Here is a 24,647-nt window from a genome sequence, read left to right as displayed (position 1 = left end):
AAATAATAAAATTATTTTTAATTATTTCTCTTTGTTTTAAAATCATTATTGTGGTTTGTTTAATGATTTATATTTTCAATTGAATTTTTTATAATACATATGTTGTTTTATTGTGAAAAATTTTTACCTTCGTTTCACACTTAACAAATATTATTTATGAAAACAAAATTTATTCTGGCAGTAAGCGTTGCGGCCTGCTCATTCGTTTTTGGACAAAACACACCATCAAAAGTAATTCCTGGTAAAAATGGATTACACGCAGACTTCTTAAGATTTGATAAAAATGGACCAACTTTTCAGGGAAATCCGGTTTTACTTGATGAAAGATCCGAGAAACTTTCACCGGGACAAGCCCGTAAATTAGGACTTGAAACTGATAAGCTGGGTTTTGAAACCCACAGATTTCAACAAACAGTAAATGATATTCCGGTAGAATATGGAATGATGGCGGTACAGACAAAAGATGGTAAAATTGTAGGACAGTCCGGAAAATGGATACTTAAAGTTCCATCAGGAGTAGAGAAAAAATCCAATATTTCTGAAAGCATCGCCTTACAAAATGCATTAAACTTTGTGGGTGCAGAACAATATAAGTGGCAAAATAAGGATGAGGAAGATTTTATCAAAAGAGAAACTAATGATCGCAATGCAAGCTTTGCTCCTAAGGGTGAACTCGTGTATTATTCAGATCCAACTGATGAAACGCTTAAGGACCTGAAGTTAGCTTATAAATTTGATATTTATGCGGAGAAGCCTCTAAGCAGACAGTATGTATTTGTAGATGCTAAAAATGGAAAAGTTCTGGGAGTGGATGCCATTATTCATGATGTAAATGCCCCTGGAACAGCCACTACAGGATACAGTGGAAACAGAAATATTGTGGCAGATTCTTATAACGGAAGCTACAGGCTGAGAGAAACGGGTAGAAATGGCGGAACTTCTGTAGAAACTTATAACCTGAAAAAAGGAACCAGCTATGCTTCAGCAGTAGATTTTACAGATACAGATAATGTATGGAATAATGTGAACACCAATAAAGATCAGTATGCTACCGATGCGCATTGGGGAGCAGAAATGACAGTAGATTATCTATACACAAAATTCGGAAGAAAGAGTATTGATAACAATCATTTTGCTATAAAATCATATGTTCATTATTCCACTAATTATTTCAATGCATTTTGGGATGGTTCCAGAATGACTTATGGAGACGGAAGTTCTACTACAAACGGGGGAAAACCTCTAACAGCTATTGATGTTTGCGGGCACGAAATTACCCACGGAATGACCTCTAAAACAGCTAACCTTGTGTATCAAAGAGAACCGGGAGCATTGAATGAAGGTTTCTCTGATATTTTTGGAAATTCAATTGAGCGATGGGCAAGACCTACTCAGGCTAGCTGGACATTAGGTGAAGATTTCAGTTATGTGATCAGAGATATGTCTAACCCTAATGCCTATAGCCAGCCGGATACCTATTTGGGGACTTATTGGAAGACTGCTACTACTTCAGGATGTGCAAGTCCAAGTCAGGCCAATGACTATTGTGGCGTTCATACCAACTCGGGAGTTCTTAATTTCTGGTATTACTTACTGGTAACTGGAGGATCCGGTACTAACGATAATGGTTTCGCTTACAATGTTTCAGGAATAGGACTAGATAAGGCAGCAGCTATTGCCTACAGAACACTGACTACTTATCTGACTTCTACTTCAAATTATGCGAATACAAGAACATATTCTTTACAGGCTGCAACAGATCTTTACGGAGCAGGAAGCAATGAAGTAACACAGGTTACCAATGCATGGAATGCAGTAGGAGTTGGAGGAGGAACTTCTCCGTCAGGCCTTATTGCTGCATCTACTAATGAATCTCCATATGCCATCAGTCCAAATCCGGCAACAGACAGATTTACAGTAGTATTTAATGGAAAAGCGGGGAAAGGAACTGTAGAATTGACGAACCTAACGGGAAGAAAAGAACTTTCTGAAAAAGTTAATCTTATTGATGGTGCCAATAGAGTAGAAATACAATTGCCAGCCAATATACTTCCTGGAGTTTATATTGTAACCGTGAACGGACAAAAAGCCGGAAACTTAATTAAAAAGTAAACTCTCTTTAATATATTTTAAGAGAAAGGCCGCAGAAATTTTTCTGTGGCCTTCTTATATTTTGAATGAATCGTTTTATACCAGATAAAAATCATTCAGTTTTTCTTCACAAAGGATTTTTACGACATCAATCCATCGGTCCTCATCATTCAGACACGGAATATAGTGGAAACTTTCACCACCACCATGCATGAACTGTTCTTTTCCTTCTTCTGAAATTTCTTCCAAGGTTTCAAGACAGTCTGAAACGAAAGCCGGACAAACCACGGCAAGGTTTTTAACACCTTTCTTAGGAATAGTTTCCAATGTTTCATCCGTATATGGTTCAATCCATTTGTCTTTTCCTAATCTGGATTGGAAGGAAACAATTGTTTTTTCCTTTGGAAGCCCCATTTTAGCAATCACAGCTTCAGTAGTTTTATAGCACTGATGTCTGTAGCAATATGCATTGTGGGTGTCTACCTGGCTGTTAATACAATTGGCATCATCAATTTTACAGGTGTTGGAAGGATCTGTTTTGTACAGGTGTCTTTCCGGAACTCCATGATAAGAAAACTGAAGCGCATCAAAATTTTCAGGAAGTTTTTCCTTGATGCTTTCCGCCAGACAGTTAATATAAATATCTCTGTTGTAAAAAGGCTGGATATAATTGATCTTTACCTTTGGAAACTTCTTTTTTCTTACTTCTTCCGCTTTTTCAATAACGGTTTCCGTAGTACTCATGGCATATTGCGGGTACAAAGGAAAAAGAACGATTTCAGAAATCCCCTGATCCACCAATTTCTGGATTCCGGTTTCAATGCTTGGTTCTGCATATCGCATCCCGATTTCTACAGGTACATCTACCAGCTTTTGAAGCTTTTTCTGGATCTTTTCTGTAATGACGATCAATGGTGAACCCTCATCAGTCCATACCGTTTTATAGGCTTCGGCAGATTTGGCAGGCCTTGTTTTAAGGATAATTCCCTGAACAAGCAGTGCCCGAAAGATCCAACGGTAATCAATTACCCTTTCATCCATCAGAAATTCATCAAGATATTCCTTTACATCATTTACTGCCGTAGATCTTGGTGAGCCAAGATTGACTAATAAAATTCCTTTTTTACCCAACGTTTTTTTATTTTAATGATGAAACAGATTGTTCAAAATCTGTTACCAATTCTAATACTTTAGCAAAGGTATTGTTTTCAACCGAGCCATCAGGCTCCAATTTACCCTTTATCCCTTTTATTAATAGCTGATGTTTATCATCAGTTTTTGCTCCAAGTGTCTTTAAAAGCAATAATAATTCTTCATGACCTTTTTCTCCGCTGGCCGAACCTGTGATGAATGCTACAGGCTTATCCAGAAAAACATTCGTGGAAACACACCATTCCAACAGATTTTTTAATCTGCTCGGAATACTGAAAATATATTCCGGCGTAGAAATGATTACACCTGCCGAATTATCAATGTATTCTCTGATCTTTACAATTTCCTCAGGAGTATCCACATCAGTTAATGAAGTGTCAAAATGAGGAAGAACAGAAAGATCATCATATATCCGGAAATGAATATTGGGATTTTTTTCCAATACCTGTTCCATCAGTTTCTGGTTACTGGAATTCTTCGTAGCACTTCCAATAATAATAAGGATCTTCTTTGAAGCGGCCATGAAATACTGATTATCCGTTTACAGCTTCCACTCTTTCTACAAGATCCGGAACGAATTGTTTTAAAATATTTTCGATTCCGTTCTTCAGAGTAGCGGTAGAACTCGGACATCCTGAACAAGCTCCCTGTAAAAGCATTTTAGCTGTTTTGCTGGCTTCATCATATTCCATTAAAGAAATTTTTCCGCCATCATTTTCCACAGCTGGTGCTACATATTCATTTAAGATATCAGAAATTTTCTGCTCATCATCAGTGTACTCTCTGTTGATGATTTTTTCTACAGGATTTTCGTGCTTCTGAGGTTCGATATTGGAAATTTTACCACCGTTCTGAAGATAATCTGCAATAAGAGCACGAACGGTAATCATAACCTGATGCCATTCTACAGAATTGTCTTTCGTAACAGCCACAAAGTTATCAGAAATGAAAACCTCTGTTGCAAATTCGAATTCATTGAAGATAGCCGCTGCTAAAGGAACTTCGGCTGCAGCTTCTTTTGATTTTACTTCTACAAACCCTTCCATAAGCAGTTTGCTGGAAACAAACTTCATTACATTAGGATTAGGAGTCATCTCAGAGTAAATCTGATACATCTCTTTTTTCTTCTGAAGATAGATTCTTGGGTTAGCCAATAATTCATCTTCAATTACATTTTTCAGGCTTTCAGCTACATGTTCCCATTCAATAGTATCCTGTTTGGCTACCGCTACAAAATTAGCCGTAATGAAAATTCTTTCCACAAACGGATAATTGAAAAGCTCCTGTGCCAAAGGGATTTCTGAAATATCTGAGTTTCTGTCCAACTCCAAAGACCCTGGAATCAAGTTGTAATCTGCTACAAATTTCATCACTTTTGGGTTTTCGGTTGGTTCTATAAGTACGGTACGCATTTTTTCGTTAAATTTGAGATACAAAAATACGCATTAGAAGTTAGAAGCTGGAAACTGAGAGTTAGATTTTTGCTATCACTGTAATTTAGAAGTTAGATGCTAAAGACCAGAAGATAAGAAATAATGATTTTCAAACGGGCTTATTTTCAAATATTCAAATTAAAACTATGGCACTTGTAAAAGAACTTTTAGGGAAAATACCACAGATCGGAGAGAATACATTTTTAGCTGAAACCGCTACTATTATCGGAGATGTTACGATGGGAAAAGATTGCAGTGTTTGGTATAATGCTGTAATCAGAGGTGATGTTCATTATATTAAAATGGGAGACAAGGTGAATGTTCAGGATAACGCAATGCTACATTGTACGTATCAGAAACATCCTTTGAATATCGGTAATAATGTTTCTATTGGGCATAATGCTATTGTCCACGGATGTACCATCAAAGATAATGTACTAATCGGAATGGGTGCTATTGTAATGGATGATTGTCTGGTTGAAGAAAACTCAATCGTTGGGGCAGGTTCAGTAGTGACTCAGGGAACCCATATTAAATCCGGGGAAGTCTGGGGTGGAGTTCCTGCTAAAAAGATCAAGGATATCAACGCTCAGTTATTGGAAGGTGAAGTGAACAGAATTGCGGATAATTATGTGAAATATTCATCCTGGTATAAGGAGAATGTGAAGGATTATGAGTTGTAGGCGTGATACGGGGTACGTGTTTTCGTGATGTGTGATGCGGATGTAAAGGTTTGATGGAGATGTTTATCTTTTAAATCCTATGTCTTAACTCTAGTTTATAAAATAACAAAAGCTCTGTCGGAAGACGGAGCTTTGTATATCAAGTCTTAATATCGATTTGATATAGAACCTTTGCTTTTGTTTTTTATTTTGAGTCTGGTGTAATCAGTCTTGCTTCTCCTTTGATACACTTAACATACGCTGGAGGAGGAATCACCATACAGTCAGACATAATATTATATTTTTCGTTAAAAATCCTTACTTTATCCGTATACTCATTGATTCTCGGAAGAATTGAAGTTTCAATTTTTTTAGGATAGGCAATGTATTGCTGAGGTCCGCCACAGGATTTGATGCCCATGGGAGCAAAAGTCCAGTCACTTCCATTGGTACATTCTTCCCCTTTAGCTTCAGATTCAATAGAAGCTTTTAATCTATCCAGTTGTGCTTGCTCATATTTTTGACTGTCTTCATCAGCAGGGCGGTTGGCAATATCTATAGGAAGATTAGTATCAAGGTTCTTCGTAGAATTACAGGAAACCAGGGTAAGAGTAGTACATAATACTATCACAGGAATATGAAGTAAAAATTTTTTCACAATAGACTTTTTTCTTTTTAAGAATTTTCAAAACTTATGCCAAGGTAAGAAAATCAAATTCATTTCCGTATTTTTGACAACGATGAACAATCATTTTTTTGACTTAATAGAGTACACCAACAGAAGTGTTTTTCTGACTGGGAAAGCCGGAACAGGAAAAACAACGTTTCTTAATGATTTTGTAAGACGAACAAAGAAAAAGCATATTGTTGTTGCTCCTACAGGGATTGCGGCAATTAATGCGGGTGGGGTAACCATCCATTCTATGTTCGGATTGCCCTTGCGAACTTTTCTGCCTACAACGGAAAGGATAGATACCAGTTTGGCTAATAATATTGCCGATCTGATGCCACATTTCAAATATCGTAAAGATAAACTCAAGCTTTTAAGAGAAGTTGAAATTATTATTATTGATGAGGTTTCCATGTTAAGAGCTGATGTTCTGGATATGATGGATTTTTCATTAAGGTTTATCAGGAGAAATAATCAACGTTTTGGTGGAGTGCAGATGCTGTTCATCGGGGATTTGTTCCAGTTGCCACCAGTCGTAAGAGATGAGCATATCCTAAAAATGTATTATGATTCCCCTTTCTTTTTCGATAGCCATGCCATTAAGGATATTCCGATTGTAACTATTGAGCTTACCAAAGTTTACCGGCAGTCTGATCAGGAATTTCTGGAAATATTGAATGCAATCCGTGACGGTGATGTAGCCAATATAGATTTCGATCACCTTAACCAAAGATACGATCCGGATTTTGACATGGGTAAAGAATCTTACGTTTATCTGTGTTCTCATAATAAGATGGCAGATGAAATCAATCAGGAGAAACTGAAGGAAATAAAAGTGGATGCAAAAACCTATGAGGCAAAATTAGTCGGTGATTTTAAAGAAAGTCAATTTCCGAATGATCAGTTTCTGGAATTGAAAATAGGAGCCCAGATCATGTTCATCAGAAATGATATTTCCGGAGAGAAGAAATATTTCAATGGAAAACTTGGGGAGATTATTGGGCTGGATGAAGATGAAATCCGTGTTGTGCTGGATGAAAGTGAAAGAGAAATTACTGTAAAAAAGGAAACCTGGGAACAGAAGAAATATTTTCTGGATACTGATAAAACAATCAAAGAAGAAGTATTGGGAAGTTTTGAACAGTTCCCGATCAAATTAGCGTGGGCCGTTACCATTCATAAAAGTCAGGGACTTACTTTTGATAAGGTGATTATTGATGCAGGAAAGAGTTTTACAGCGGGCCAAGTATATGTAGCCTTATCACGTTGCAGAACTTTGGAAGGAATTGTTTTAAAATCAAAAATTACTCCTGAAGTTATCTTTAAAGACAACAGAATCCTGAGTTTCCATAGCGATACAGTTGCTAATGATCATGTAGAAGCTATTCTGAATCAGGAAAAATATGATTACAGCATCAGAAAAGTACTTCGTACAGTTGACTGCATGTGGTTCTTAAATGAAGTGGAAGAATGGAATAAACTGTCAATAGTTACTAAAAATATAGACCATGTTAAAGCTAATCAGCTTTATCTTCAGTTGAAACATGAAGCAACCAACCTTGGCAAAATTTTCGAAAAGCTTGAACGTGTTATCTTTCAGAAAGTCAATAATTTCATTGAGCAGAAAGAAAAATGGTCTGAAATTGAAAGCAAATCCAAAGGAGCTGTTAATTTCTTCTTTACCGAAACCCGAAATAAAATTTTCGACCCTTTGAAAGAATTTTATGCTGAAATTAAAGGGGCGAAGGGATTGAAACAGTACAATGAAGAAGTAAAAAGCTGGCTGGAAGATATTGAAGAATACCTGAACAGTTTAAAGGATATTCATCTGCTTGAGACGAGGCTTTTGGATGAAAAGAATGATAAAGAAGTTAGCATGAAGATTGTTAAAGTTCCTTCTCAGGTTCTGACATTCCAACTTTTTGAGCAGGGAAAAACCATTGGTGAAATTGCATTGGAAAGAGGCCTGGTAAAAGAAACCGTGATTGGCCATCTTGCCAAATTTGCAGAACAGGGGTTGCTGGATATTGCAAGAGTGATTACTTCGGATAAAATTAAAGCATTTGAAGATGAATTTTACAAAAATCCACATGAGACCTTAACGGAATGGAAAAATGCTTTACCGAGTCATTTTGAATTTAACGAGATCAGGATTTTGATCAATCATTACAACTATAAAAAAGAAAAGAATTCCTAGGAATTCTTTTCTTGCTTAAATATGTTAATAGGATTAAAGTCTAAGGATACATCGCATTGATCGTATTGATATCCCCTGTAGTAAATCCTGTTCTGTTGTAGGTAAAGTTAGTGCCATCAGCTCTTTTAATGGTAGGCAATCCATTTTTGGAATAAGAATTTGGCCAATACATCATTACAGAATTAATATTAAATGGACCTATATCTGTTCCCGAAGTATATTTATTAAAATTATAAGCTTGCCCGTCCTGGATGTTGTTCCATTGTATGCTTACATACTGATCTCTGTCTTTACGGGCGTGTTCGTGATAAAGTCCTACAGTATGACCCATCTCATGAATTACTGATCCCACAGAAATATACTGATCCAGAGAAATGGTTTGTTTTCCACCCTGATATCCGATATGTGCCCATCCATCCGATCCATTTGAACTTCCAAAAATAAATTCTACATAATTGGACTGATTGGTGCGCTGAACCCAGCGGACATTCGTCTTGGAATTGTATTCACTAACCGCAGTATTGATCTTGTTGACATTGATAGATCCCATGTTACTTGCAATGGTATAGTAAATGGTGCGGTTGGGCCATCTAGAAAATGTAGCCCCTCCTTTACTGGCTACTCCACCTTCAGTAAGTTGTTTATCGGAAAGGACAATATCCCCCTGGAAAAAATTCATTCCATTTTTCCTTTCGTAGGTGATTTCCTGACCATCCAATTGTCCTTTTTTAAGATTCGCTGTGTTAGCTGCATTAGTTTGAGTTTCGGTTGCCATTTCATCATTATTTTTACTGCAAGATGATAATGCTGTAGCGATTACAAGGCCCATCAGAAAAGCTTTTTTTGTAAAAACTTTTTTGGAAAGCAAGTCATTAACTTTTTTGTTCATAATAAATATTTTTCAAATTGGTATACGAATATAATTATATTTCTCTTTTAAATGAATTATTTTTGATTGAATATTAATAATTATTGTTTATGATTAAATTTTTATCTGTTATTTTAAGTTTATTATCACTTGCTACATCAAATTCTTGTTGTATTCAAACCGTATAAGTAAAACCGGGTGGATAAAATTTCAATACTCATAGTTTTTCCCTGAACTCATCAATAGATCCTATTAATTACAAAAAGTAACTAATGTAGTTCAGATGTTTTAAATTTGTATGGTTTTTAAAACCATTTAAAAAGGAGATTCTATATCACCTTTAAAATAATATCTCAATATGAAAAATTTTGAAATTTCTGTTTTAGACCTTGCGCCGGTAAAGCAGGAAAAAAGCATTCATGATACTTTTCAGGACAGTTTGTCCTTAGCCAATCACGTAGAAAGTTTAGACTATAAAAGATTCTGGCTGGCGGAACATCACAATATGGAAAGTATCGCAAGCTCTGCAACCTCAGTTTTAATTGGCTTTATTGCCAATGGAACAAAAAAAATAAGAGTAGGGTCAGGAGGAATTATGCTTCCCAACCACAGTTCTCTGGTTATTGCAGAACAATTTGGAACACTGGAATCTCTTTTTCCCGGAAGAATTGATTTGGGATTAGGAAGAGCCCCCGGAACAGATGGCTTAACCGCTCAGGCTTTGGGAAGGAATCCTGCCATTATCAATGAGCAGTTTCCAAGACAGATCTTAGAACTTCAAAGGTATTTTTCCAAGGAAAATTCTGATGCTATGGTTCGTGCCATTCCAGGAGAAGGACTGGATATTCCACTTTATATTTTAGGATCGAGTACAGATAGCGCATGGCTGGCCGCTGAACTTGGTTTACCATATGCTTTTGCTGGGCATTTTGCTCCGGAGCAGATGGAAATGGCTTTTAAAATTTACAAGGAACATTTTCAGCCTTCAGAATACTCAGATAAGCCTTATATCATTGCCTGTGTCAATGGAATTGCAGCAGAAACTTCTGAGGAAGCCCATAAAATTTCCACTACTTTATTTCAGGCATTCATTAATATTGTTAGAAATGACAGAAAACCTTTTGCACCGCCGGTGGATGATATGGATGAAATATGGTCACCTATGGAAAAATCTATGGTGTTACAGAAGCTGAGATATACTTTTATCGGCGATCAGGCTGAGATTCAGGAGAAGCTTAAAGACTTCCAGGAAAGGTTCAATGTGGATGAACTGATGATTAATTCTCATATATACGATCATCAGAAAAGGCTAAGATCTTATGAGATCATCAGAGCAGCAGTGAACTCCTTATCCAAAGCGTAATAAACCATTCATATAAATTGGCAGATGCTTATTTTTATGAGTATCTTTGCACACAAATAAAAAGTAAAAATGTCTGATATTAAATTAAATACTATTCCGGAGGCTATTGAAGACCTTAGAAATGGGAAAATAATCATAGTAGTAGATGATGAAGACAGAGAGAATGAAGGCGATTTTCTTTGTGCAGCAGAACTAACAACACCGGAAATTATCAATTTCATGGCGCTTCACGGAAGAGGGCTTATCTGTATGCCACTTCCTGAAAAAAGATGTGATGAGCTTGGCCTTGAAGTAATGGTAAGCAGAAGCAGCGATCCTAAAGAGACTGCTTTCACCGTATCTGTTGACCTTTTAGGAAACGGAACTTCTACAGGGATTTCTGCAGGAGACAGAGCAAAAACCATTTTAGCTTTGATGGACGAAAAATCCAAGCCTACAGATTTCATGAGACCTGGACACATTTTCCCGCTTCGTGCAAGAAAAGGAGGAGTGTTAAAAAGAGCCGGACACACTGAAGCTGCCATTGACCTTACTCATTTGGCAGGATTGAAAGAAGGTGGTGTGATCTGCGAAATCATGAACGAAGACGGAACCATGTCCCGTTTACCTGAACTTCACGCATTTGCTCAAAAGCATGATATGAAGATTGTTTCTATTGAAGATTTGATTCACTATCAGCTTAAAAAAGGAAATCTTGTTGAAAGACTGGAGGAGAAAAAAGTAAAAACACACTATGGTGATTTTGATTTCTATGCCTTCAGAGAGACTTCTAACGATCAGATCCACTTTGCATTAACAAAAGGAGCTTGGACAGTAGATGAACCTGTTTTGGTAAGAGTACAGTCTTCTGATTCTTATTTTGATGTATTGACAAGATTAAACAATGGTGAAAAGCCTTTATTGGAAAAAGTGACCAATATGGTAAATGAAGCCGGAAAAGGAGCCATTATCTTCATCAATAACGTTTCCAATTCTGAAAATACATTAAGAAAACTTCAACAGTTTCTGAACTACCAGGACGGCCAGGAGCAGCATCCTACTTTAGCGTACAATTACAGGGATTATGGTATTGGAACGCAGATCTTAAAGAATTTAGGAATCAATAAGTTTAAAGTAATCACCCAAAACCCTAATATCAAGCCTCAGGTTGGAGGGTATGATGTAGAGGTTACTGAGATGGTTCAGCTATAATAATGAATGGAAAGTGAAATTTTTTCACTTTGAATAACTGTTTATAAAATGAAATAAAAGGTTTAGGATTTTTCTAAACCTTTTTTTATTTTTAAGGCATGACCGAGTCTTTACAAAAACATATCCGGGAGTATGTTGATATTTCAGATGAAAAGCTGGAAAAATATTGCAGTGCCTTTACCTATCGAAGAATAAAAAAGAAAGAGTTTTTATTAATGGAAGGAAGTATTTGTGATTTTGAAGGATTTGTAGTGAATGGCTGCTTTAAGGTTTTCCATACAGATAGAAATGCTGCTGAACAAATTTTATATTTTGCCATTGAAAACTGGTGGATTTCCGATATAGACAGCTTTATTAACAGAATCCCTTCCAAACTTACTATTCAGGCACTCGAAGACAGTGAAATTCTTTTGATTTCAAAAAAGGATAAAGAACAGCTATACCAGGAAATGCCGGAAGTGGAAAGGTTGATGAGGCTCAAGTTTCAGAGTTCAATTATAGCATTACAGCGTAGAATTATTGATAATTTAAGTAAATCTTCAGAAGAACGTTATATTGAATTCCTAAAGAAATATCCCCAAATTGCTCATCGTCTTACCAATATTCAGATTGCAGCTTATTTAGGAGTAACCCCCGAATCACTGAGCAGGGTTCGAAAAAAAATTGTGAAGAAGGTTTAACGAAAATAAAAATGATATTGAATAAAAAAGCCACAACAAAAATATTCCTGTTGTGGCTTTTTATTTATGATTAAAATTCAGTGGTAAGCCAAATTATAATGTTATCTCATCAAAGTTTCTGAAACCATTCAGAAAATCTTTTACCGTCATTCTTTTTTTACCTTCTAACTGAAGTTCCTGTGGGAAATAAACACCATCCTCAGTATAGATTTTAAATTCATTTTTTGAAATATTCAATGTTCCGGCGGGTTTATCATGATTGGAAATTTCAAATTTTCCTCCAAATATTTTTAATCCCTTCTCTTCGGTTCCAATTTTCAGGGTAGTGAATGCTGCAGGGTAAGGTGACATTCCTAAAATGAACTGATGTACTGTTTTAGAAGATGCTTTCCAATTAATTCTGGTATCGTCTTTAAATATTTTATAAGCATTTTTAGGATGTTCTACCTGCGGCTGAGGTTTTTCTTCAATAGCATTGTCAGCCAGTCCGTCCAATGTTTTTACGACTAATTTTGCTCCCATTTCCATCAGTCTGTCATGAAGACTGCCGGCATTTTCATCAGGGAAGATTTCAAGTTCCTCTTGAAGAAGAATATTTCCCTCATCAATCTTTTCATTAATAAAGAAAGTAGTAGCACCTGTTTTTTCCTCACCATTGATAACAGCATAGTTGATAGGTGCTGCACCCCTATAATCAGGAAGAAGGGAAGCGTGAAGATTGAACGTACCCATTTTCGGCATTTCAAAAAGAATTTTCGGCATCATTCTGAAGGCTACCACTACGAAAACATCAGCATCCAGCTTTTTGAGTTCTTCTAAAAACTCAGGATTTCTTAGTTTCTCCGGTTGGAAAACAGGAATATTATGTTCCGAGGCAAATACTTTTACAGGGGATTGATTGATTTTCTGGCCACGTCCGCTTGCCTTATCAGCTACGGTTACAACACCTACAACCTGATGATGAGATTGATGAATAGCCTCCAAAGAAGTTTTTGCAAACTCAGGAGTACCTAAAAAAACGACTTTCAATGATTTCATACTACAAAGATAAGTTTTTGATCTGAGAGTCGGAAGGTGTTTCGTTTGAGGCAGAAGAGTGTTTAGAATAGGATAAGGTAATAAGAATCACATCACATTCTTTTCAGAATATATTTATTGTTACTCATTACTCATTATCCATGATTAAGCGCATAGGTTCTGAAATTTAACATTTTTACCTTTCCGGAGTCCAGCAGGAAAATTAAGTTCTCCAGAATACTTTCTCTGGAATGATAATTTAGCTGCACAGAAAGTTCCTCAATAGTTGCTGATTTTTTCGCCAATACATTGATGATCTGCTGTGAAATGTTTTTTCCAAAAATAGATTGTTTATTTTTCTCACATACAGAGCAGTGGCCACAGTTTTTTGATTTTTTTTCCCCGAAATAAGCCAGAATAAGTTTCATCTTACAATAATCCTTATCTTCAACATAGAACTTCATTTCTTCCCATTTCTGAATTTTATTTCGCTGAATATGTTCAAAAAGCTTCCAATAAGCATTATTAATAGCTCTTTCATCACGAGGTTTCAAGAATTTGATGCTTGATAATGCTCCATCTATATATTCAAGGTAATTCTTCTGTTGAAGCTCTTTTAAACGTTCTTTAATTAAAGGAACACTGACCTCAATTTTGTTGCTGATCTGTTGTTCACTGAACATGACCTTGTGCGTTGTAATTCCGGACATGGTGCGGAGAAGAAGCTCTATGAAATAAGCATCTTTTTGTGGCAGCTGATCTATTTCATCAGATTGAATAAAAAGCTCCAGAGATGATAGGCTCTTATTGTTATTGTAGTAAATGATTTCCTGATTATGCAGGAAGTTAAGCACATTATTGATTTTTGCTTTTGATAAACCGGTGAAATTCTGTATGCCTGTTATATTCAATTGGAATGTTTTCTCAGGCAATTCAAATTCTGCTACCTGAAAAATAGAGTAGAGGTAGCTAATGATCTTTAAAAATTCTGCCTTGTTGGGAGTTTGGTTTTTCAGGATTTGATCAAAATTCAATAATTCCTGTTGGTTCCACAGCATGAATGCAAAACTTTCTTTACCATCTCTTCCGGCTCTTCCTATTTCCTGATAGTAGTTTTCAAGAGAGGCAGCAGGAGAATAGTGGAGTACAAAACGTACATTGTCTTTGTCAATACCCATTCCAAAAGCATTGGTGGAAATTAAGACCTGATTGTCACTATTGTTCCATGTATTTTGTCTTGCATTTTTTTCTTTTGTAGTTAAACCGGCATGGAAATAATCTACATTTTGCAATTGATTCTTCTTTAAGAATTCTGCAAGAAGTTCAGCTTCTTTTCGGGTTCTTACATATACGATTCCTGAATCTGTATTATATTTTAAAATATCCAGAACACGTTGAAACTTATCGGAAACCTCTTCTGTAAATATTTTGATATTATCCCTTTTAAAACTTTTTTGGAAAACAGCCGGATTTCTTAGTTCAAGCTTATTCTTGATCTCTTTCAAAACCTTTGGTGTTGCTGTTGCCGTAAGTGCCAGACAAGGGATTTCAGGATTATTGTTTCTGAAGCTTTTAATGTTTTGATAACTAGGACGAAAGTCCTGTCCCCATTCGGAAATACAGTGCGCCTCATCTACAGCAATGAATGATAACTCAATTTCTTCAATATTTTGAAGGAACTGAATATTGGTTAATCTTTCAGGAGATACATAAAGTAATTTGGTAAGCCCTTCTTTACAGCGGTTGTAAATGGTTTCTGCATCATATTCATCCAATTCAGACGACAAATATTCAGCTTCTATTCCCCGAAGTTTAAGCTGATTTACCTGATCTTTCATTAAAGCCAGTAATGGTGAAATTACCAGACAAGTTCCTTCTTTTAATAAAGCAGGGAGCTGATAACATAAAGATTTTCCGGCACCTGTAGGAAGCAGTACCAGTGTATCTTTTTCATTAATAACAGCATTGATAATTTCTTCCTGAGAATCCCTGAAGCCGGTATGGCCCCAGAAATACTTAAGAGTATCATATTTTAACTTTTGAAAATCCTGCGGAGAAATCATGATGTAAAAATAAGGAAAGTATTATGACAAAAAAAGCCACGCAATGCGTGACTTTTATATAATAAATTAATACGTTTATTATTTAGCTTCGAAGTATACTCTTCTGTTGGCTCTGTTTTTCCATTCAGGGCACTTCGTTGCCGGTTCACACTCAGGGTATTTAAGGTCTTTTTCACCTTTACCTACAGCGTTTAATTTACCAGACTGAACTCCGTTTTTGATTAAGTAATTCTTAACGTTATTTGCTCTTCTCTGAGATAATTTTTGGTTGTAAGCATCTGTACCTCTTGTATCAGTAGCCCCTACAACATTGTAAGAACCGTTTGAAGAATTGATGTAGTTTACCGCATTATTCAGGATAGGAGTATTTGAAGGTAAAATTCTGTCAGAATTTAAATCAAATTCAATTCCTTCTAATTTTGTTTCTGTTTCTACTACTGGTCCTGTAGTGGTAGTAGGGCAGCCGTTGTTTTCAACCGGTCCTGGAACAGTTACACACTTATCGTAAAGATCGATAACACCATCAAGGTCAGTATCAAGAGCAACACCAGCACCGTCCACTCTAGCTCCTGCAGGAGTGTCAAGCTGTCTGTCCCAATCGTCACATACCCCATCGTTATCAGCATCTCCTTTTTTACATACTTCAATATCCTGGTTTTTGTTAGCCAGAACATCAAGTTTGTAATAGATTTCCTGAAGTGGGTCATGCCACATTAAATGAGATTCGTGTTTTCCTAATTTTACAGAAAGACCTAAAGTAGCGTTGAAGAAGTTATCAGATACTTGTGAAGAACGTCTGTTGATTTCACTATAAGGTTCGCCTCCACCATCAAAAGTATCGTCACCTGTCATTACATACATTAATCTACCTTCAAGGTCAATTCTTCTATTAACCTTGAATTTTAAACCTGTACCAGCTTGCATAAACATTGATCCAAGTTTGAATGGTTTGACTTCAGTCATTAGTCTCTGTCCATTGATATCCTTTTGATATGCTCTATAAGCAATAGTACCTACACCAGCATATCCGTGAAGAGCCCATCTGTAAGTAGAATGATTATCAACTCTTCTCAAAAGATTAGAGAAGTTAATATCTCCAAGGACTGAGATTGCATCGTATTGAGTTCTTGCCCCCACAGCTTTTGCGTCGGGTGCTGCATCTTTGGTATTGAACCATCCTTGTCTTGTTTCCCCTCTGTCATATTGTAAATTAATTCCAAAAGCATGGGTGATTGCTTTATCAATACTTACATAAGCGGAATATCCGAAAAGGTTTTTACCATTACCATTTTTAATGGAAGTTAAATCTGCTGATTGCATTAGTGGAACTCCAACCCCTGCAGAGATAGCCCAGTCATTAAATCTTTTAGATTGATTGGTAAATGGGGAAACGTTGGCAGACCCAGACGAGAACGTATTGGGATACTCTCCTTTTGAAACTGCCGTTGAGTCTTGTGCATAGCTGGCACTAGGAATGGCCAATGCTAAAGCAGCAATTGCTAAACTTAATTTCATAGTGTTATTTTTTTAGTTAAGTTATTTTAAATGATTTTTTTACGTTAAAAAGTGATTTTACATTATTTTTTTTCAAAACAATAGTGGTTGTATCTTCGTGATTCTCTACCTATTGCCCGGAAAATGATATAAAGATATGTAAAAAAAACCGTAGTAGAAAAAAAATAAACCGAAAAGAACAATTCTTTTCGGTTTATGTATTGTATAAGAAATTATTTTTTCTTTTTCTTAGCCGGAGCTTTTTTTACTGTTTTTTTTACAGGAGCATCTTCATAGTCCTTCTTTTTAATAGAATTCCATTCAGAACTTTCTATAAATTTTACTGTTACTTTTCTGTCTGCTAATCTTTCAGCATCTGAAGCGGAAGCGGGAATTGTTGCTTCTGCAGAACCTACACCTCTTGATTTTAGTACACTTTCATTTACACCTCTGCTTTCCAGAGCACCTACTACAGCAGCAGCTCTTTCTTTGGATAATCTTAGGTTGTATGCAGCATTTCCTTTAATATCAGTATGCCCTGTTAGTAAATAGTTTCCTCCGTTTTCTTTGATAATTGAAGCAGCAAGGTCTAATTTACTGTTAGATTCTGGTCTGATGGTTGCTTTGTTAAAGTTAAAGTAGATATCCTTAAGGGTTTTTTCTACTTCTACAGCAGTTTGATTATTGTCTTTTTTCACAGGGCAGCCATTGTTTTCAACCGGTCCTGGAACAGTTACACACTTATCGTAAAGATCGATAACACCATCAAGGTCAGTATCAAGAGCAACACCAGCACCGTCCACTCTAGCTCCTGCAGGAGTGTCAAGCTGTCTGTCCCAATCGTCACATACCCCATCGTTATCAGCATCTCCTTTTTTACATACTTCAATATCCTGGTTTTTGTTAGCCAGAACATCAAGTTTGTAATAGATTTCCTGAAGTGGGTCATGCCACATTAAATGAGATTCGTGTTTTCCTAATTTTACAGAAAGACCTAAAGTAGCGTTGAAGAAGTTATCAGATACTTGTGAAGAACGTCTGTTGATTTCACTATAAGGTTCGCCTCCACCATCAAAAGTATCGTCACCTGTCATTACATACATTAATCTACCTTCAAGGTCAATTCTTCTATTAACCTTGAATTTTAAACCTGTACCAGCTTGCATAAACATTGATCCAAGTTTGAATGGTTTGACTTCAGTCATTAGTCTCTGTCCATTGATATCCTTTTGATATGCTCTATAAGCAATAGTACCTACACCAGCATATCCGTGAAGAGCCCATCTGTAAGTAGAATGATTATCAACTCTTCTCAAAAGATTAGAGAAGTTAATATCTCCAAGGACTGAGATTGCATCGTATTGAGTTCTTGCCCCCACAGCTTTTGCGTCGGGTGCTGCATCTTTGGTATTGAACCATCCTTGTCTTGTTTCCCCTCTGTCATATTGTAAATTAATTCCAAAAGCATGGGTGATTGCTTTATCAATACTTACATAAGCGGAATATCCGAAAAGGTTTTTACCATTACCATTTTTAATGGAAGTTAAATCTGCTGATTGCATTAGTGGAACTCCAACCCCTGCAGAGATAGCCCAGTCATTAAATCTTTTAGATTGATTGGTAAATGGGGAAACATTGGCGGAACCAGATGAGAATGTATTGGGATATTCTCCTTTTGAAACAGCCGTTGAGTCTTGTGCATAGCTGGCTGTAGGAACAGCCAATGCTAAAGCAACAATTGCTAAACTTAATTTCATCGTGTATATTTATTTTGTTTTTTTCTGAAAAACAGGTTCTATGTATATTATTTGATTGGACAACCGTTGTTTTCGACAGGCCCAGGAACAGTTACACATTTATCATAAAGGTCAATAACGCCATCAAGATCCATGTCTAGGGCAACACCAGCACCATCTACTCTTGCTCCAGCAGGAGTATCAAGCTGTCTGTCCCAATCGTCACATACCCCATCATTATCAGCATCTCCTTTTTCACAAACTACAAGATCTGTAGTTGCATTTTCTAAAACATTGGTTTTATAATAGGCTTCTTGAAGCGGATCATGCCAAGCTAGATGAGATAAGTGTTTCCCTAGTTTGAAAGAAACTCCTAAAGATACTGTCCAGGCATTGTATGATCTTCTATTGTTAAGTATAGTATATCTATATCCTGATTCTGTTGGTGCTTTAGGATCATAACTAGAATTATTATATCCACTTCCATCAAATGCTTGTTCACCACTGATTAGATACATAGTTCTGGCTTCAACATCAATAAGTGGGGATACATTATACTTCAGTCCTACACCAAACTGATAATATATTGAATTAATATCAAGATTCTGCTTTACGAATAAAGGAGTTCTTTTAGGATTATCACTCCATCTGTTTCGATCATTATCATGTAAAGAAGTTCTATACCCTTGAAGTCCGATGCCTCCATAACCATGCAATGCCCATCTGTATGGAGAATGATTATCAATTCTTCTTAGTAGATTTGAGAAATTGATATCACCCATTAATGCTAATTGATCAAACTGTGTTGTTCCTGTTGCTACTCCAGCAGATATGCCTGGATTTCCCGGAAGTTGACCTGTTTGTTTCGTTTCTCCTCTCGTATACATTAAGCTTAAACCGAATGTATGTGAAATTTGCTTGTCAACACTTACATAAGCATTATAGCCCCAGTTGATCTTATCTTCACGAATAGATTTTAAGGCAGAATGAACCATAAATGCAGGACCTCCTCCAATTGAAATAGACCAATCTCTGAAATGTCTGGCTTTGTTGTTGAAGGGTTGTACGTTGGCAGAGCCAGAAGAAAAGGTATTAGGGTACTCAGTAGAAGAGTTTACTGTAGTACTGCTACTTTGCGCAAAAGCTGCAATTGGCAAGGTTGTAGCCAATAATAATAAACCTAATTTCATACTATATGTTTTATGTTTTAAATAAAATCCTTTAATAATACTCTCGAAAATTCCCTTTCAAAAAGATGTTTTTTATGAGGGATTTCTAATCTTTCTGATCTAAAGTTTAATTCATTATACTTAATGATATCAATATCTATTACCCTGTCTGTGTAACCACCTGATACTTTTGAATCATTAATTCTTCCCATTTCAACTTCAATGTTTTTAATACAATCAAGCAGCTGAATTGGTGAAAGATGCGTGAATATTATTGCTGCAATATTACAAAAAATATTGGAACTGACAAATTCTACAGGGTCAGACATTAAAAATTCGCTTATCTGTGAAATCTGGTTTCCGGCATCCTTTATTTTATTTAAAGCCAGCTCTATATTTTTTTTTTGCTCTCCAAGGTTACTTCCTAGTAACAAAACTACCTTTTGCTGCGACATATTGTAAAATTGATTGATTTATGAGAAGTTTCTTTAAAAATGTTTTGGCAAATATAGTAGCAATAATCATACTTTGTGCTGTATTTTTCGTCTTTTTTATTATGATGCTTGTGTTCAGTTCTATGGGAAGTGACAAGTCTGTGGCGGTGAAAAAGAATTCGGTTCTTACGATTAATTTAAAGACCAATATAATAGACAGCCCTACAGAAGAACAGATGGATTTGTTTGGATTAGGCAGCCAGAATAAAAACGTTCTTTTGTATGATGTACTTGAGGCTATTAATAAAGCTAAAACCGATGACAATATTAAAGGGATCAGCATTGAGACGGACGACCTGAATGCAGGTCTTACCCAAATTGATGATCTTAGAAATGCTATTGAAGATTTCAAAAAAAGCGGAAAATTTGTGTACGCATATGGAAATGGGGTTTCTCAATCTGCTTATTATCTTGGATCAGTAGCAGATCAGTATTATCTTCATCCTGCAGGAGGGATAGAGTTGAAAGGACTTTCCACTGAAGTTACATTCTTTAAAGATTTTGCAGATAAATACGGTATTGGAATAGAGGTAATTCGTCACGGCAAATTCAAATCCGCGGTGGAGCCTTTCTTAAGAAATGATATTTCTCCGGAAAATAAAGAGCAGTTAAGCACATTACTGAATGATCTTTGGAAAAATACATCTTATAAAATGGCTGTTTCAAGAAAAATTGATACTGCCCAATTCAGAATGGTTGTAGACAGCTTATACGGAATGATTCCTGAACAAGGCTTAAAGTATAAACTGGCAGATAAGCTTATCCAAAAATCAGAATACGAAGATATTCTTAAAACGAAACTGAATGTAAAGGATAAAGAAAAACTGAATAAAGTTTCATTAACAAACTATATTAATTCTTTCGCGGATGATGATAAATCAGGAGAAAAGGTAGCTGTATTATATGCATCGGGATCTATAAACAATGGAGATGAGTACAATGATATTCACTCTGAAAAATACGTTAAGTATATTAAAAAGCTTCAGGAAGATGATAAAGTGAAAGCTGTAGTGTTCAGGATTAATTCTCCTGGAGGAAGTGCTAATGCTTCAGATGAAATTTTATTTGAACTGCAAAAACTGAAAAAGAAGAAACCATTGGTAGTATCTTTTGGTGATTATGCGGCATCAGGAGGTTATTATGTAGCAATGGCAGCTGATAAAATATATTCAGAACCTAATACACTTACCGGTTCTATTGGTGTATTCGGAGTAATGCCTTATTATAAAGATATAGCGAATAAGAATGGTATCCGTGCAGATGTTGTAGCTACAAATGCTAACTCAATGTATTACTCAGGTTTAAATGGAGTAACACCTTATGGGGTAAATATGATGACGAGAAGTGTAGAAGGTACATATAAAAGATTTGTGCATTTCGTTACTCAAAACAGAAAGAAAACATTTGAGCAGATTGACAATGTAGGTGGCGGTAGAGTATGGAGCGGTGTTCGTGCGAAAGAAATCGGTTTGGTAGATGAACTGGGAACGCTGAATGATGCTGTGAAGTTTGCTGCACAGAAGGCAGGTGTGAAATCTTACTATGTAGAATCGTATCCAAAGAAAATGACTCCGTTCGAGCAGATCTTTAAAGACCTTAATGAAGAAGAGGTGTCTGCAAGAATTATCAAAAATAAGATTGGAAAATCTAACTATGAAATTCTGCAACAGATTACTGATAAGAAATTACAGTCTGATATAAAAATGGAAATGCCTTACCAGATTAGAATCAACTAACTAAATTATATTTGTACACAAAAATCCCGGATCTGAATTTCAGATCCGGGATTTTATTTTTTATCAGCGTTACATCAGCTTTTTCTTGTAGCCATTCCGTAAATCCAGAGAATAATTAAAGCTCCTCCAATGGCAAGAATCCAGCTTCTTGGATTCCAGAATGAGGTAACATCTCCCCAGTGTAGAACGTAAACTCCTATAGCTCCTCCTACAAATGCTCCCAAGATTCCCAGGATAATGGTGATTAGCCAGCCTCCTCCCTGAGATCCAGGCATGATCATTTTAGCGATTGCACCTGCAATAAGACCGAATAAGATCCATGTTATAATTCCCATAGTTGCAAATTTTTTAATGATTAATATTTAAAATTGATTTGTTTACTAATATAAGGGAAAACATGATATAAATCATCTTTTCTTGAAGAATGAGTCTACAAATTCCGTACCATTGAAAAGTTGCAGATCCTGCATTTTTTCACCTACACCTATATACTTTACCGGAATCTGGAACTGATCAGAGATACCGATTACAACACCTCCTTTTGCGGTTCCGTCTAGTTTTGTTACTGCTAAAGCGTTAACTTCTGTTGCTGCTGTAAATTGTTTTGCCTGTTCAAACGCATTTTGTCCTGTAGATCCATCAAGAACCAGTAAGATTTCATGAGGGGCATCCGGAATTACCTTTTGCATCACTCTTTTAATCTTAGAAAGCTCGTTCATCAGGTTGATCTTGTTATGAAGTCTTCCCGCAGTATCAATGATAACAACATCTGCATTTTGAGCGACAGCACTCTGTACCGTATCAAAAGCTACAGAAGCAGGATCGGAGCCCATTCCTTGTTTTACGATAGGGACATCCACTCTTTCACTCCAGATCGTAAGCTGGTCAACCGCAGCTGCTCTAAAGGTATCAGCCGCTCCAAGAACTACCTTTTTACCTTCGGATTTGAATTGATGAGCCAGTTTTCCAATAGTAGTTGTTTTTCCAACACCATTTACTCCTACCACCATAATAACGTATGGTTTTTTTGAAGTATCTATATTTCCTGTTCCTGCATGAGGGTTTTCAAGCAATAATCCTGAAATTTCCTCACGAAGAATTTTATCAAGTTCGTTTACCCCAACATATTTGTCGCGGGCTACACGATCTTCAATTCTTTCTATGATTTTGATGGTAGTGGAAGCGCCTACGTCAGATGCAATCAGTACTTCTTCCAGATCATCCAGAACTTCATCATCTACTTTGCTTTTACCGACTACGGCCTTCGTCATTTTTTCAAAGAATCCCTGACTGGATTTTTCCAACCCTTTGTCCAGCGTTTCTTTTTCTTCTTTCTTGAAAATATTTTTAAACCAACTCATAGTTTTAGTTTATTCTTATCTTTTGTTTTTAATCATTGCTGTGGCTTCCACTTCTATCAACACATCATTCCTGAAAAGCTTGCTTGCCTCTATAAGGCTGCTTACGGGAGGATTCTGAAGATTAACATATTGATCCCTGACTTTCCTGAAATCCGGGGTTTTAGAAATATCTGTGATGAAGATTCCCAGTTTCACCCTCCATACTCCTTCAGAATATTTTCAATGTTTTTGAAAATCTGATGCGTCTGTTCCTCTACATTGTTTCCCACCAGGTTTCCGTTTGGATCCAAAGGAACCTGACCAGATAATAAAATCATTTTGGAAGAACCGCAATCAATGCTTACTGATTGTGATAATCCCGGGATGTTGAAAACTTTTGGTAAATTTTTATATTCTATAGGATCCATTGTTTTCTGGCTGAATGAAAATTGGAAAATAACTGTACATATTAGAACAAGAATCTTCTTCATATTTCACTGATTAATAATCTGGTGAACAAAGATAACAAAAAAACTACCCAAAATATGAGTAGTTTTTTATATTGTAAATAAAGTATTGATTATTTTTTCAAAAAACCATCTACTTCATCAGCATTCATTACTTTTTCTTCGAAAACGTAAGCTCCTGATTTAGAAGACTTCACCATTTTCACCACTTTGGTCATTTTTTTAGACCCGGTTTGTAGGGTTGCTACTACTTTCTTTGCCATTGTAAATTATATTTATAAATTACTTGATTTCTTTGTGAAGGGTAGATCTCTTAAGAACAGGATTGTATTTTTTCAATTCCAATCTCTCTGTAGTGTTCTTTTTATTTTTTGTAGAAATGTATCTAGACATTCCTGGCATACCGCTTTCTTTGTGCTCTGTACATTCAAGGATTACTTGAACTCTGTTTCCTTTTTTTGCCATGATCTATTAATTCTTTTTAATCAATCCGTTTCTTGTAGCTCTTTCAATAGCTTCCTCGATTCCAATCTTGTTAATCACTCTCAATCCATGAGCTGATACTTTCAGTGTTACGTGCTTATCTTGCTCTGGAAGGTAAAATTTCTTCTCTAATAAGTTAATTTCAAAACGACGCTTCGTTTTGTTATTAGCGTGAGAAACGTTGTTACCAACCATTGCACGCTTTCCTGTTATTTGGCAAATTCTTGACATATCTCGATGTTCTTATTTGTATAATATTTGAGAGTGCAAAATAACAAAGAATTTTTTAGATAGACAAATCTTTTGGAAAATATTTGTAAATAAGTGACTGATTATAAATA

Annotated in this window: 25 protein-coding genes; 7 read left to right on the top strand and 18 right to left on the bottom strand. The window is 36.1% G+C overall.

What is annotated here, in order from left to right:
* Nucleotides 1–156 precede the first annotated feature (156 nt).
* The gene (locus tag BBH99_RS03600; RefSeq protein WP_066692089.1) at nucleotides 157–2,112 is read left to right on the top strand and encodes a M4 family metallopeptidase; all 1,956 of its coding nucleotides are present in this window, start codon (nucleotides 157–159) and stop codon (nucleotides 2,110–2,112) included.
* Nucleotides 2,113–2,187: 75 nt separating this feature from the next.
* Here the strand turns inward: BBH99_RS03600 and hemH are convergent, their stop codons facing one another.
* Genes hemH through BBH99_RS03585 form a run of 3 tightly spaced genes read right to left on the bottom strand, consistent with a single transcriptional unit; the run spans nucleotide 2,188 to nucleotide 4,655 of the window.
* Nucleotides 2,188–3,222 (bottom strand): ferrochelatase, encoded by a 1,035-nt coding sequence (gene hemH, locus BBH99_RS03595; protein ID WP_066692087.1) that lies wholly within the window; start codon nucleotides 3,220–3,222, stop codon nucleotides 2,188–2,190.
* 7 nt (nucleotides 3,223–3,229) lie between these two features.
* On the bottom strand, nucleotides 3,230–3,766 hold the full coding sequence (locus tag BBH99_RS03590) for an NADPH-dependent FMN reductase (protein WP_066692086.1): 537 nt from the start codon (nucleotides 3,764–3,766) through the stop codon (nucleotides 3,230–3,232).
* Between the two features lie 10 nt (nucleotides 3,767–3,776).
* Nucleotides 3,777–4,655: a NifU family protein gene (locus tag BBH99_RS03585; RefSeq protein WP_066692084.1), complete on the bottom strand. Its 879-nt coding sequence runs from the start codon at nucleotides 4,653–4,655 to the stop codon at nucleotides 3,777–3,779.
* Between the two features lie 167 nt (nucleotides 4,656–4,822).
* Here BBH99_RS03585 and BBH99_RS03580 point away from each other — a divergent pair, with 167 nt between their 5' ends.
* Nucleotides 4,823–5,359, top strand: coding sequence for a gamma carbonic anhydrase family protein (locus tag BBH99_RS03580; RefSeq protein WP_045500733.1), 537 nt, complete (start codon nucleotides 4,823–4,825; stop codon nucleotides 5,357–5,359).
* Between the two features lie 184 nt (nucleotides 5,360–5,543).
* Here the strand turns inward: BBH99_RS03580 and BBH99_RS03575 are convergent, their stop codons facing one another.
* A complete protein-coding gene (locus tag BBH99_RS03575; RefSeq protein ID WP_066692082.1) occupies nucleotides 5,544–5,996 on the bottom strand; it encodes a hypothetical protein in 453 nt (150 codons plus the stop codon).
* Between the two features lie 82 nt (nucleotides 5,997–6,078).
* Between BBH99_RS03575 and BBH99_RS03570 the strand changes: the two genes are divergently transcribed.
* Nucleotides 6,079–8,205 carry a helix-turn-helix domain-containing protein gene (locus tag BBH99_RS03570; RefSeq protein WP_066692077.1) on the top strand — a complete coding sequence of 709 codons (2,127 nt, stop codon included), beginning with the start codon at nucleotides 6,079–6,081 and terminating at the stop codon, nucleotides 8,203–8,205.
* 40 nt (nucleotides 8,206–8,245) lie between these two features.
* Here BBH99_RS03570 and BBH99_RS03565 read toward each other — a convergent pair whose 3' ends face one another.
* Entirely contained in the window at nucleotides 8,246–9,094 is an 849-nt protein-coding gene (locus tag BBH99_RS03565) for a M12 family metallopeptidase (RefSeq protein ID WP_066692075.1), read from the bottom strand.
* Nucleotides 9,095–9,431: 337 nt separating this feature from the next.
* On the opposite strand from BBH99_RS03565, the gene BBH99_RS03560 reads away from it, so the two are divergent.
* From BBH99_RS03560 to BBH99_RS03550, 3 genes are all read left to right on the top strand, one after another.
* Nucleotides 9,432–10,436 carry an LLM class flavin-dependent oxidoreductase gene (locus BBH99_RS03560; RefSeq protein ID WP_066692072.1) on the top strand — a complete coding sequence of 335 codons (1,005 nt, stop codon included), beginning with the start codon at nucleotides 9,432–9,434 and terminating at the stop codon, nucleotides 10,434–10,436.
* 69 nt (nucleotides 10,437–10,505) lie between these two features.
* Nucleotides 10,506–11,627, top strand: a complete 1,122-nt coding sequence (gene ribB, locus BBH99_RS03555) for a 3,4-dihydroxy-2-butanone-4-phosphate synthase (RefSeq protein ID WP_066692067.1) — start codon at nucleotides 10,506–10,508, stop codon at nucleotides 11,625–11,627.
* 98 nt (nucleotides 11,628–11,725) lie between these two features.
* Nucleotides 11,726–12,307: a Crp/Fnr family transcriptional regulator gene (locus tag BBH99_RS03550; RefSeq protein WP_066692066.1), complete on the top strand. Its 582-nt coding sequence runs from the start codon at nucleotides 11,726–11,728 to the stop codon at nucleotides 12,305–12,307.
* A gap of 93 nt (nucleotides 12,308–12,400) precedes the next feature.
* Here the strand turns inward: BBH99_RS03550 and fmt are convergent, their stop codons facing one another.
* From fmt to folK, 6 genes are all read right to left on the bottom strand, one after another.
* Nucleotides 12,401–13,345 carry a methionyl-tRNA formyltransferase gene (gene fmt / locus BBH99_RS03545; protein ID WP_066692064.1) on the bottom strand — a complete coding sequence of 315 codons (945 nt, stop codon included), beginning with the start codon at nucleotides 13,343–13,345 and terminating at the stop codon, nucleotides 12,401–12,403.
* 134 nt (nucleotides 13,346–13,479) lie between these two features.
* Nucleotides 13,480–15,387, bottom strand: a complete 1,908-nt coding sequence (locus BBH99_RS03540) for a RecQ family ATP-dependent DNA helicase (protein ID WP_123872978.1) — start codon at nucleotides 15,385–15,387, stop codon at nucleotides 13,480–13,482.
* 78 nt (nucleotides 15,388–15,465) lie between these two features.
* Nucleotides 15,466–16,902, bottom strand: a complete 1,437-nt coding sequence (locus BBH99_RS03535) for an OmpA family protein (protein ID WP_066692060.1) — start codon at nucleotides 16,900–16,902, stop codon at nucleotides 15,466–15,468.
* A gap of 212 nt (nucleotides 16,903–17,114) precedes the next feature.
* A complete protein-coding gene (locus BBH99_RS03530) occupies nucleotides 17,115–18,638 on the bottom strand; it encodes an OmpA family protein (protein WP_066692059.1) in 1,524 nt (507 codons plus the stop codon).
* A gap of 47 nt (nucleotides 18,639–18,685) precedes the next feature.
* A complete protein-coding gene (locus BBH99_RS03525; RefSeq protein WP_066692056.1) occupies nucleotides 18,686–19,807 on the bottom strand; it encodes a flagellar motor protein MotB in 1,122 nt (373 codons plus the stop codon).
* Between the two features lie 17 nt (nucleotides 19,808–19,824).
* Nucleotides 19,825–20,241 (bottom strand): 2-amino-4-hydroxy-6-hydroxymethyldihydropteridine diphosphokinase, encoded by a 417-nt coding sequence (gene folK / locus BBH99_RS03520; RefSeq protein WP_066692054.1) that lies wholly within the window; start codon nucleotides 20,239–20,241, stop codon nucleotides 19,825–19,827.
* Between the two features lie 20 nt (nucleotides 20,242–20,261).
* Here folK and sppA point away from each other — a divergent pair, with 20 nt between their 5' ends.
* Nucleotides 20,262–22,016, top strand: coding sequence for a signal peptide peptidase SppA (gene sppA, locus BBH99_RS03515; protein ID WP_066692053.1), 1,755 nt, complete (start codon nucleotides 20,262–20,264; stop codon nucleotides 22,014–22,016).
* A 74-nt stretch (nucleotides 22,017–22,090) separates the two neighbouring features.
* Here sppA and BBH99_RS03510 read toward each other — a convergent pair whose 3' ends face one another.
* The 7 genes from BBH99_RS03510 to rpmB all read right to left on the bottom strand — a co-directional run bounded on the left by BBH99_RS03510 (nucleotide 22,091) and on the right by rpmB (nucleotide 24,537).
* Nucleotides 22,091–22,351 carry a GlsB/YeaQ/YmgE family stress response membrane protein gene (locus tag BBH99_RS03510; protein ID WP_066692052.1) on the bottom strand — a complete coding sequence of 87 codons (261 nt, stop codon included), beginning with the start codon at nucleotides 22,349–22,351 and terminating at the stop codon, nucleotides 22,091–22,093.
* A gap of 72 nt (nucleotides 22,352–22,423) precedes the next feature.
* The gene (ftsY, locus tag BBH99_RS03505) at nucleotides 22,424–23,377 is read right to left on the bottom strand and encodes a signal recognition particle-docking protein FtsY (protein WP_066692051.1); all 954 of its coding nucleotides are present in this window, start codon (nucleotides 23,375–23,377) and stop codon (nucleotides 22,424–22,426) included.
* A gap of 15 nt (nucleotides 23,378–23,392) precedes the next feature.
* On the bottom strand, nucleotides 23,393–23,572 hold the full coding sequence (locus BBH99_RS22885; RefSeq protein WP_262487188.1) for a RidA family protein: 180 nt from the start codon (nucleotides 23,570–23,572) through the stop codon (nucleotides 23,393–23,395).
* Nucleotides 23,569–23,847, bottom strand: coding sequence for a Rid family hydrolase (locus BBH99_RS22880; protein ID WP_262487187.1), 279 nt, complete (start codon nucleotides 23,845–23,847; stop codon nucleotides 23,569–23,571). The genes BBH99_RS22885 and BBH99_RS22880 overlap by 4 nt, the downstream gene beginning before the upstream one ends.
* 89 nt (nucleotides 23,848–23,936) lie before the next feature.
* Nucleotides 23,937–24,086, bottom strand: coding sequence for a DUF4295 family protein (locus BBH99_RS03495; protein WP_065395045.1), 150 nt, complete (start codon nucleotides 24,084–24,086; stop codon nucleotides 23,937–23,939).
* Nucleotides 24,087–24,105: 19 nt separating this feature from the next.
* Nucleotides 24,106–24,288 (bottom strand): 50S ribosomal protein L33, encoded by a 183-nt coding sequence (rpmG, locus tag BBH99_RS03490; protein WP_027373683.1) that lies wholly within the window; start codon nucleotides 24,286–24,288, stop codon nucleotides 24,106–24,108.
* 6 nt (nucleotides 24,289–24,294) lie between these two features.
* Entirely contained in the window at nucleotides 24,295–24,537 is a 243-nt protein-coding gene (gene rpmB, locus BBH99_RS03485) for a 50S ribosomal protein L28 (RefSeq protein WP_002976757.1), read from the bottom strand.
* Nucleotides 24,538–24,647 lie beyond the last annotated feature (110 nt).

This window comes from Chryseobacterium contaminans (assembly GCF_001684955.1).
Taxonomy (GTDB): domain Bacteria; phylum Bacteroidota; class Bacteroidia; order Flavobacteriales; family Weeksellaceae; genus Chryseobacterium; species Chryseobacterium contaminans.
Note: the sequence above shows the minus strand (reverse complement) of the source record. Positions and strands in the feature narration are given on the sequence as shown.

Excerpts from the sequence above, each read along its gene's own strand:
- BBH99_RS03590 (WP_066692086.1), bottom strand. The coding sequence starts at position 3,766 with ATGGCCGCTTCAAAGAAGATCCTTATTATTATTGGAAGTGCTACGAAG.
- BBH99_RS03525 (WP_066692056.1), bottom strand. The coding sequence starts at position 19,807 with ATGAAATTAGGTTTATTATTATTGGCTACAACCTTGCCAATTGCAGCT.
- BBH99_RS03600 (WP_066692089.1), top strand. The coding sequence starts at position 157 with ATGAAAACAAAATTTATTCTGGCAGTAAGCGTTGCGGCCTGCTCATTC.
- BBH99_RS03530 (WP_066692059.1), bottom strand. The coding sequence starts at position 18,638 with ATGAAATTAAGTTTAGCAATTGTTGCTTTAGCATTGGCTGTTCCTACA.
- BBH99_RS22880 (WP_262487187.1), bottom strand. The coding sequence starts at position 23,847 with ATGAAGAAGATTCTTGTTCTAATATGTACAGTTATTTTCCAATTTTCA.
- BBH99_RS03570 (WP_066692077.1), top strand. The coding sequence starts at position 6,079 with ATGAACAATCATTTTTTTGACTTAATAGAGTACACCAACAGAAGTGTT.
- sppA (WP_066692053.1), top strand. The coding sequence starts at position 20,262 with ATGAGAAGTTTCTTTAAAAATGTTTTGGCAAATATAGTAGCAATAATC.
- ftsY (WP_066692051.1), bottom strand. The coding sequence starts at position 23,377 with ATGAGTTGGTTTAAAAATATTTTCAAGAAAGAAGAAAAAGAAACGCTG.
- BBH99_RS03540 (WP_123872978.1), bottom strand. The coding sequence starts at position 15,387 with ATGATTTCTCCGCAGGATTTTCAAAAGTTAAAATATGATACTCTTAAG.
- BBH99_RS03550 (WP_066692066.1), top strand. The coding sequence starts at position 11,726 with ATGACCGAGTCTTTACAAAAACATATCCGGGAGTATGTTGATATTTCA.
- fmt (WP_066692064.1), bottom strand. The coding sequence starts at position 13,345 with ATGAAATCATTGAAAGTCGTTTTTTTAGGTACTCCTGAGTTTGCAAAA.
- BBH99_RS03495 (WP_065395045.1), bottom strand. The coding sequence starts at position 24,086 with ATGGCAAAGAAAGTAGTAGCAACCCTACAAACCGGGTCTAAAAAAATG.
- BBH99_RS03580 (WP_045500733.1), top strand. The coding sequence starts at position 4,823 with ATGGCACTTGTAAAAGAACTTTTAGGGAAAATACCACAGATCGGAGAG.
- BBH99_RS03510 (WP_066692052.1), bottom strand. The coding sequence starts at position 22,351 with ATGGGAATTATAACATGGATCTTATTCGGTCTTATTGCAGGTGCAATC.
- BBH99_RS03560 (WP_066692072.1), top strand. The coding sequence starts at position 9,432 with ATGAAAAATTTTGAAATTTCTGTTTTAGACCTTGCGCCGGTAAAGCAG.
- BBH99_RS03585 (WP_066692084.1), bottom strand. The coding sequence starts at position 4,655 with ATGCGTACCGTACTTATAGAACCAACCGAAAACCCAAAAGTGATGAAA.
- ribB (WP_066692067.1), top strand. The coding sequence starts at position 10,506 with ATGTCTGATATTAAATTAAATACTATTCCGGAGGCTATTGAAGACCTT.
- rpmG (WP_027373683.1), bottom strand. The coding sequence starts at position 24,288 with ATGGCAAAAAAAGGAAACAGAGTTCAAGTAATCCTTGAATGTACAGAG.
- folK (WP_066692054.1), bottom strand. The coding sequence starts at position 20,241 with ATGTCGCAGCAAAAGGTAGTTTTGTTACTAGGAAGTAACCTTGGAGAG.
- rpmB (WP_002976757.1), bottom strand. The coding sequence starts at position 24,537 with ATGTCAAGAATTTGCCAAATAACAGGAAAGCGTGCAATGGTTGGTAAC.
- BBH99_RS03565 (WP_066692075.1), bottom strand. The coding sequence starts at position 9,094 with ATGAACAAAAAAGTTAATGACTTGCTTTCCAAAAAAGTTTTTACAAAA.
- BBH99_RS03535 (WP_066692060.1), bottom strand. The coding sequence starts at position 16,902 with ATGAAATTAAGTTTAGCAATTGCTGCTTTAGCATTGGCCATTCCTAGT.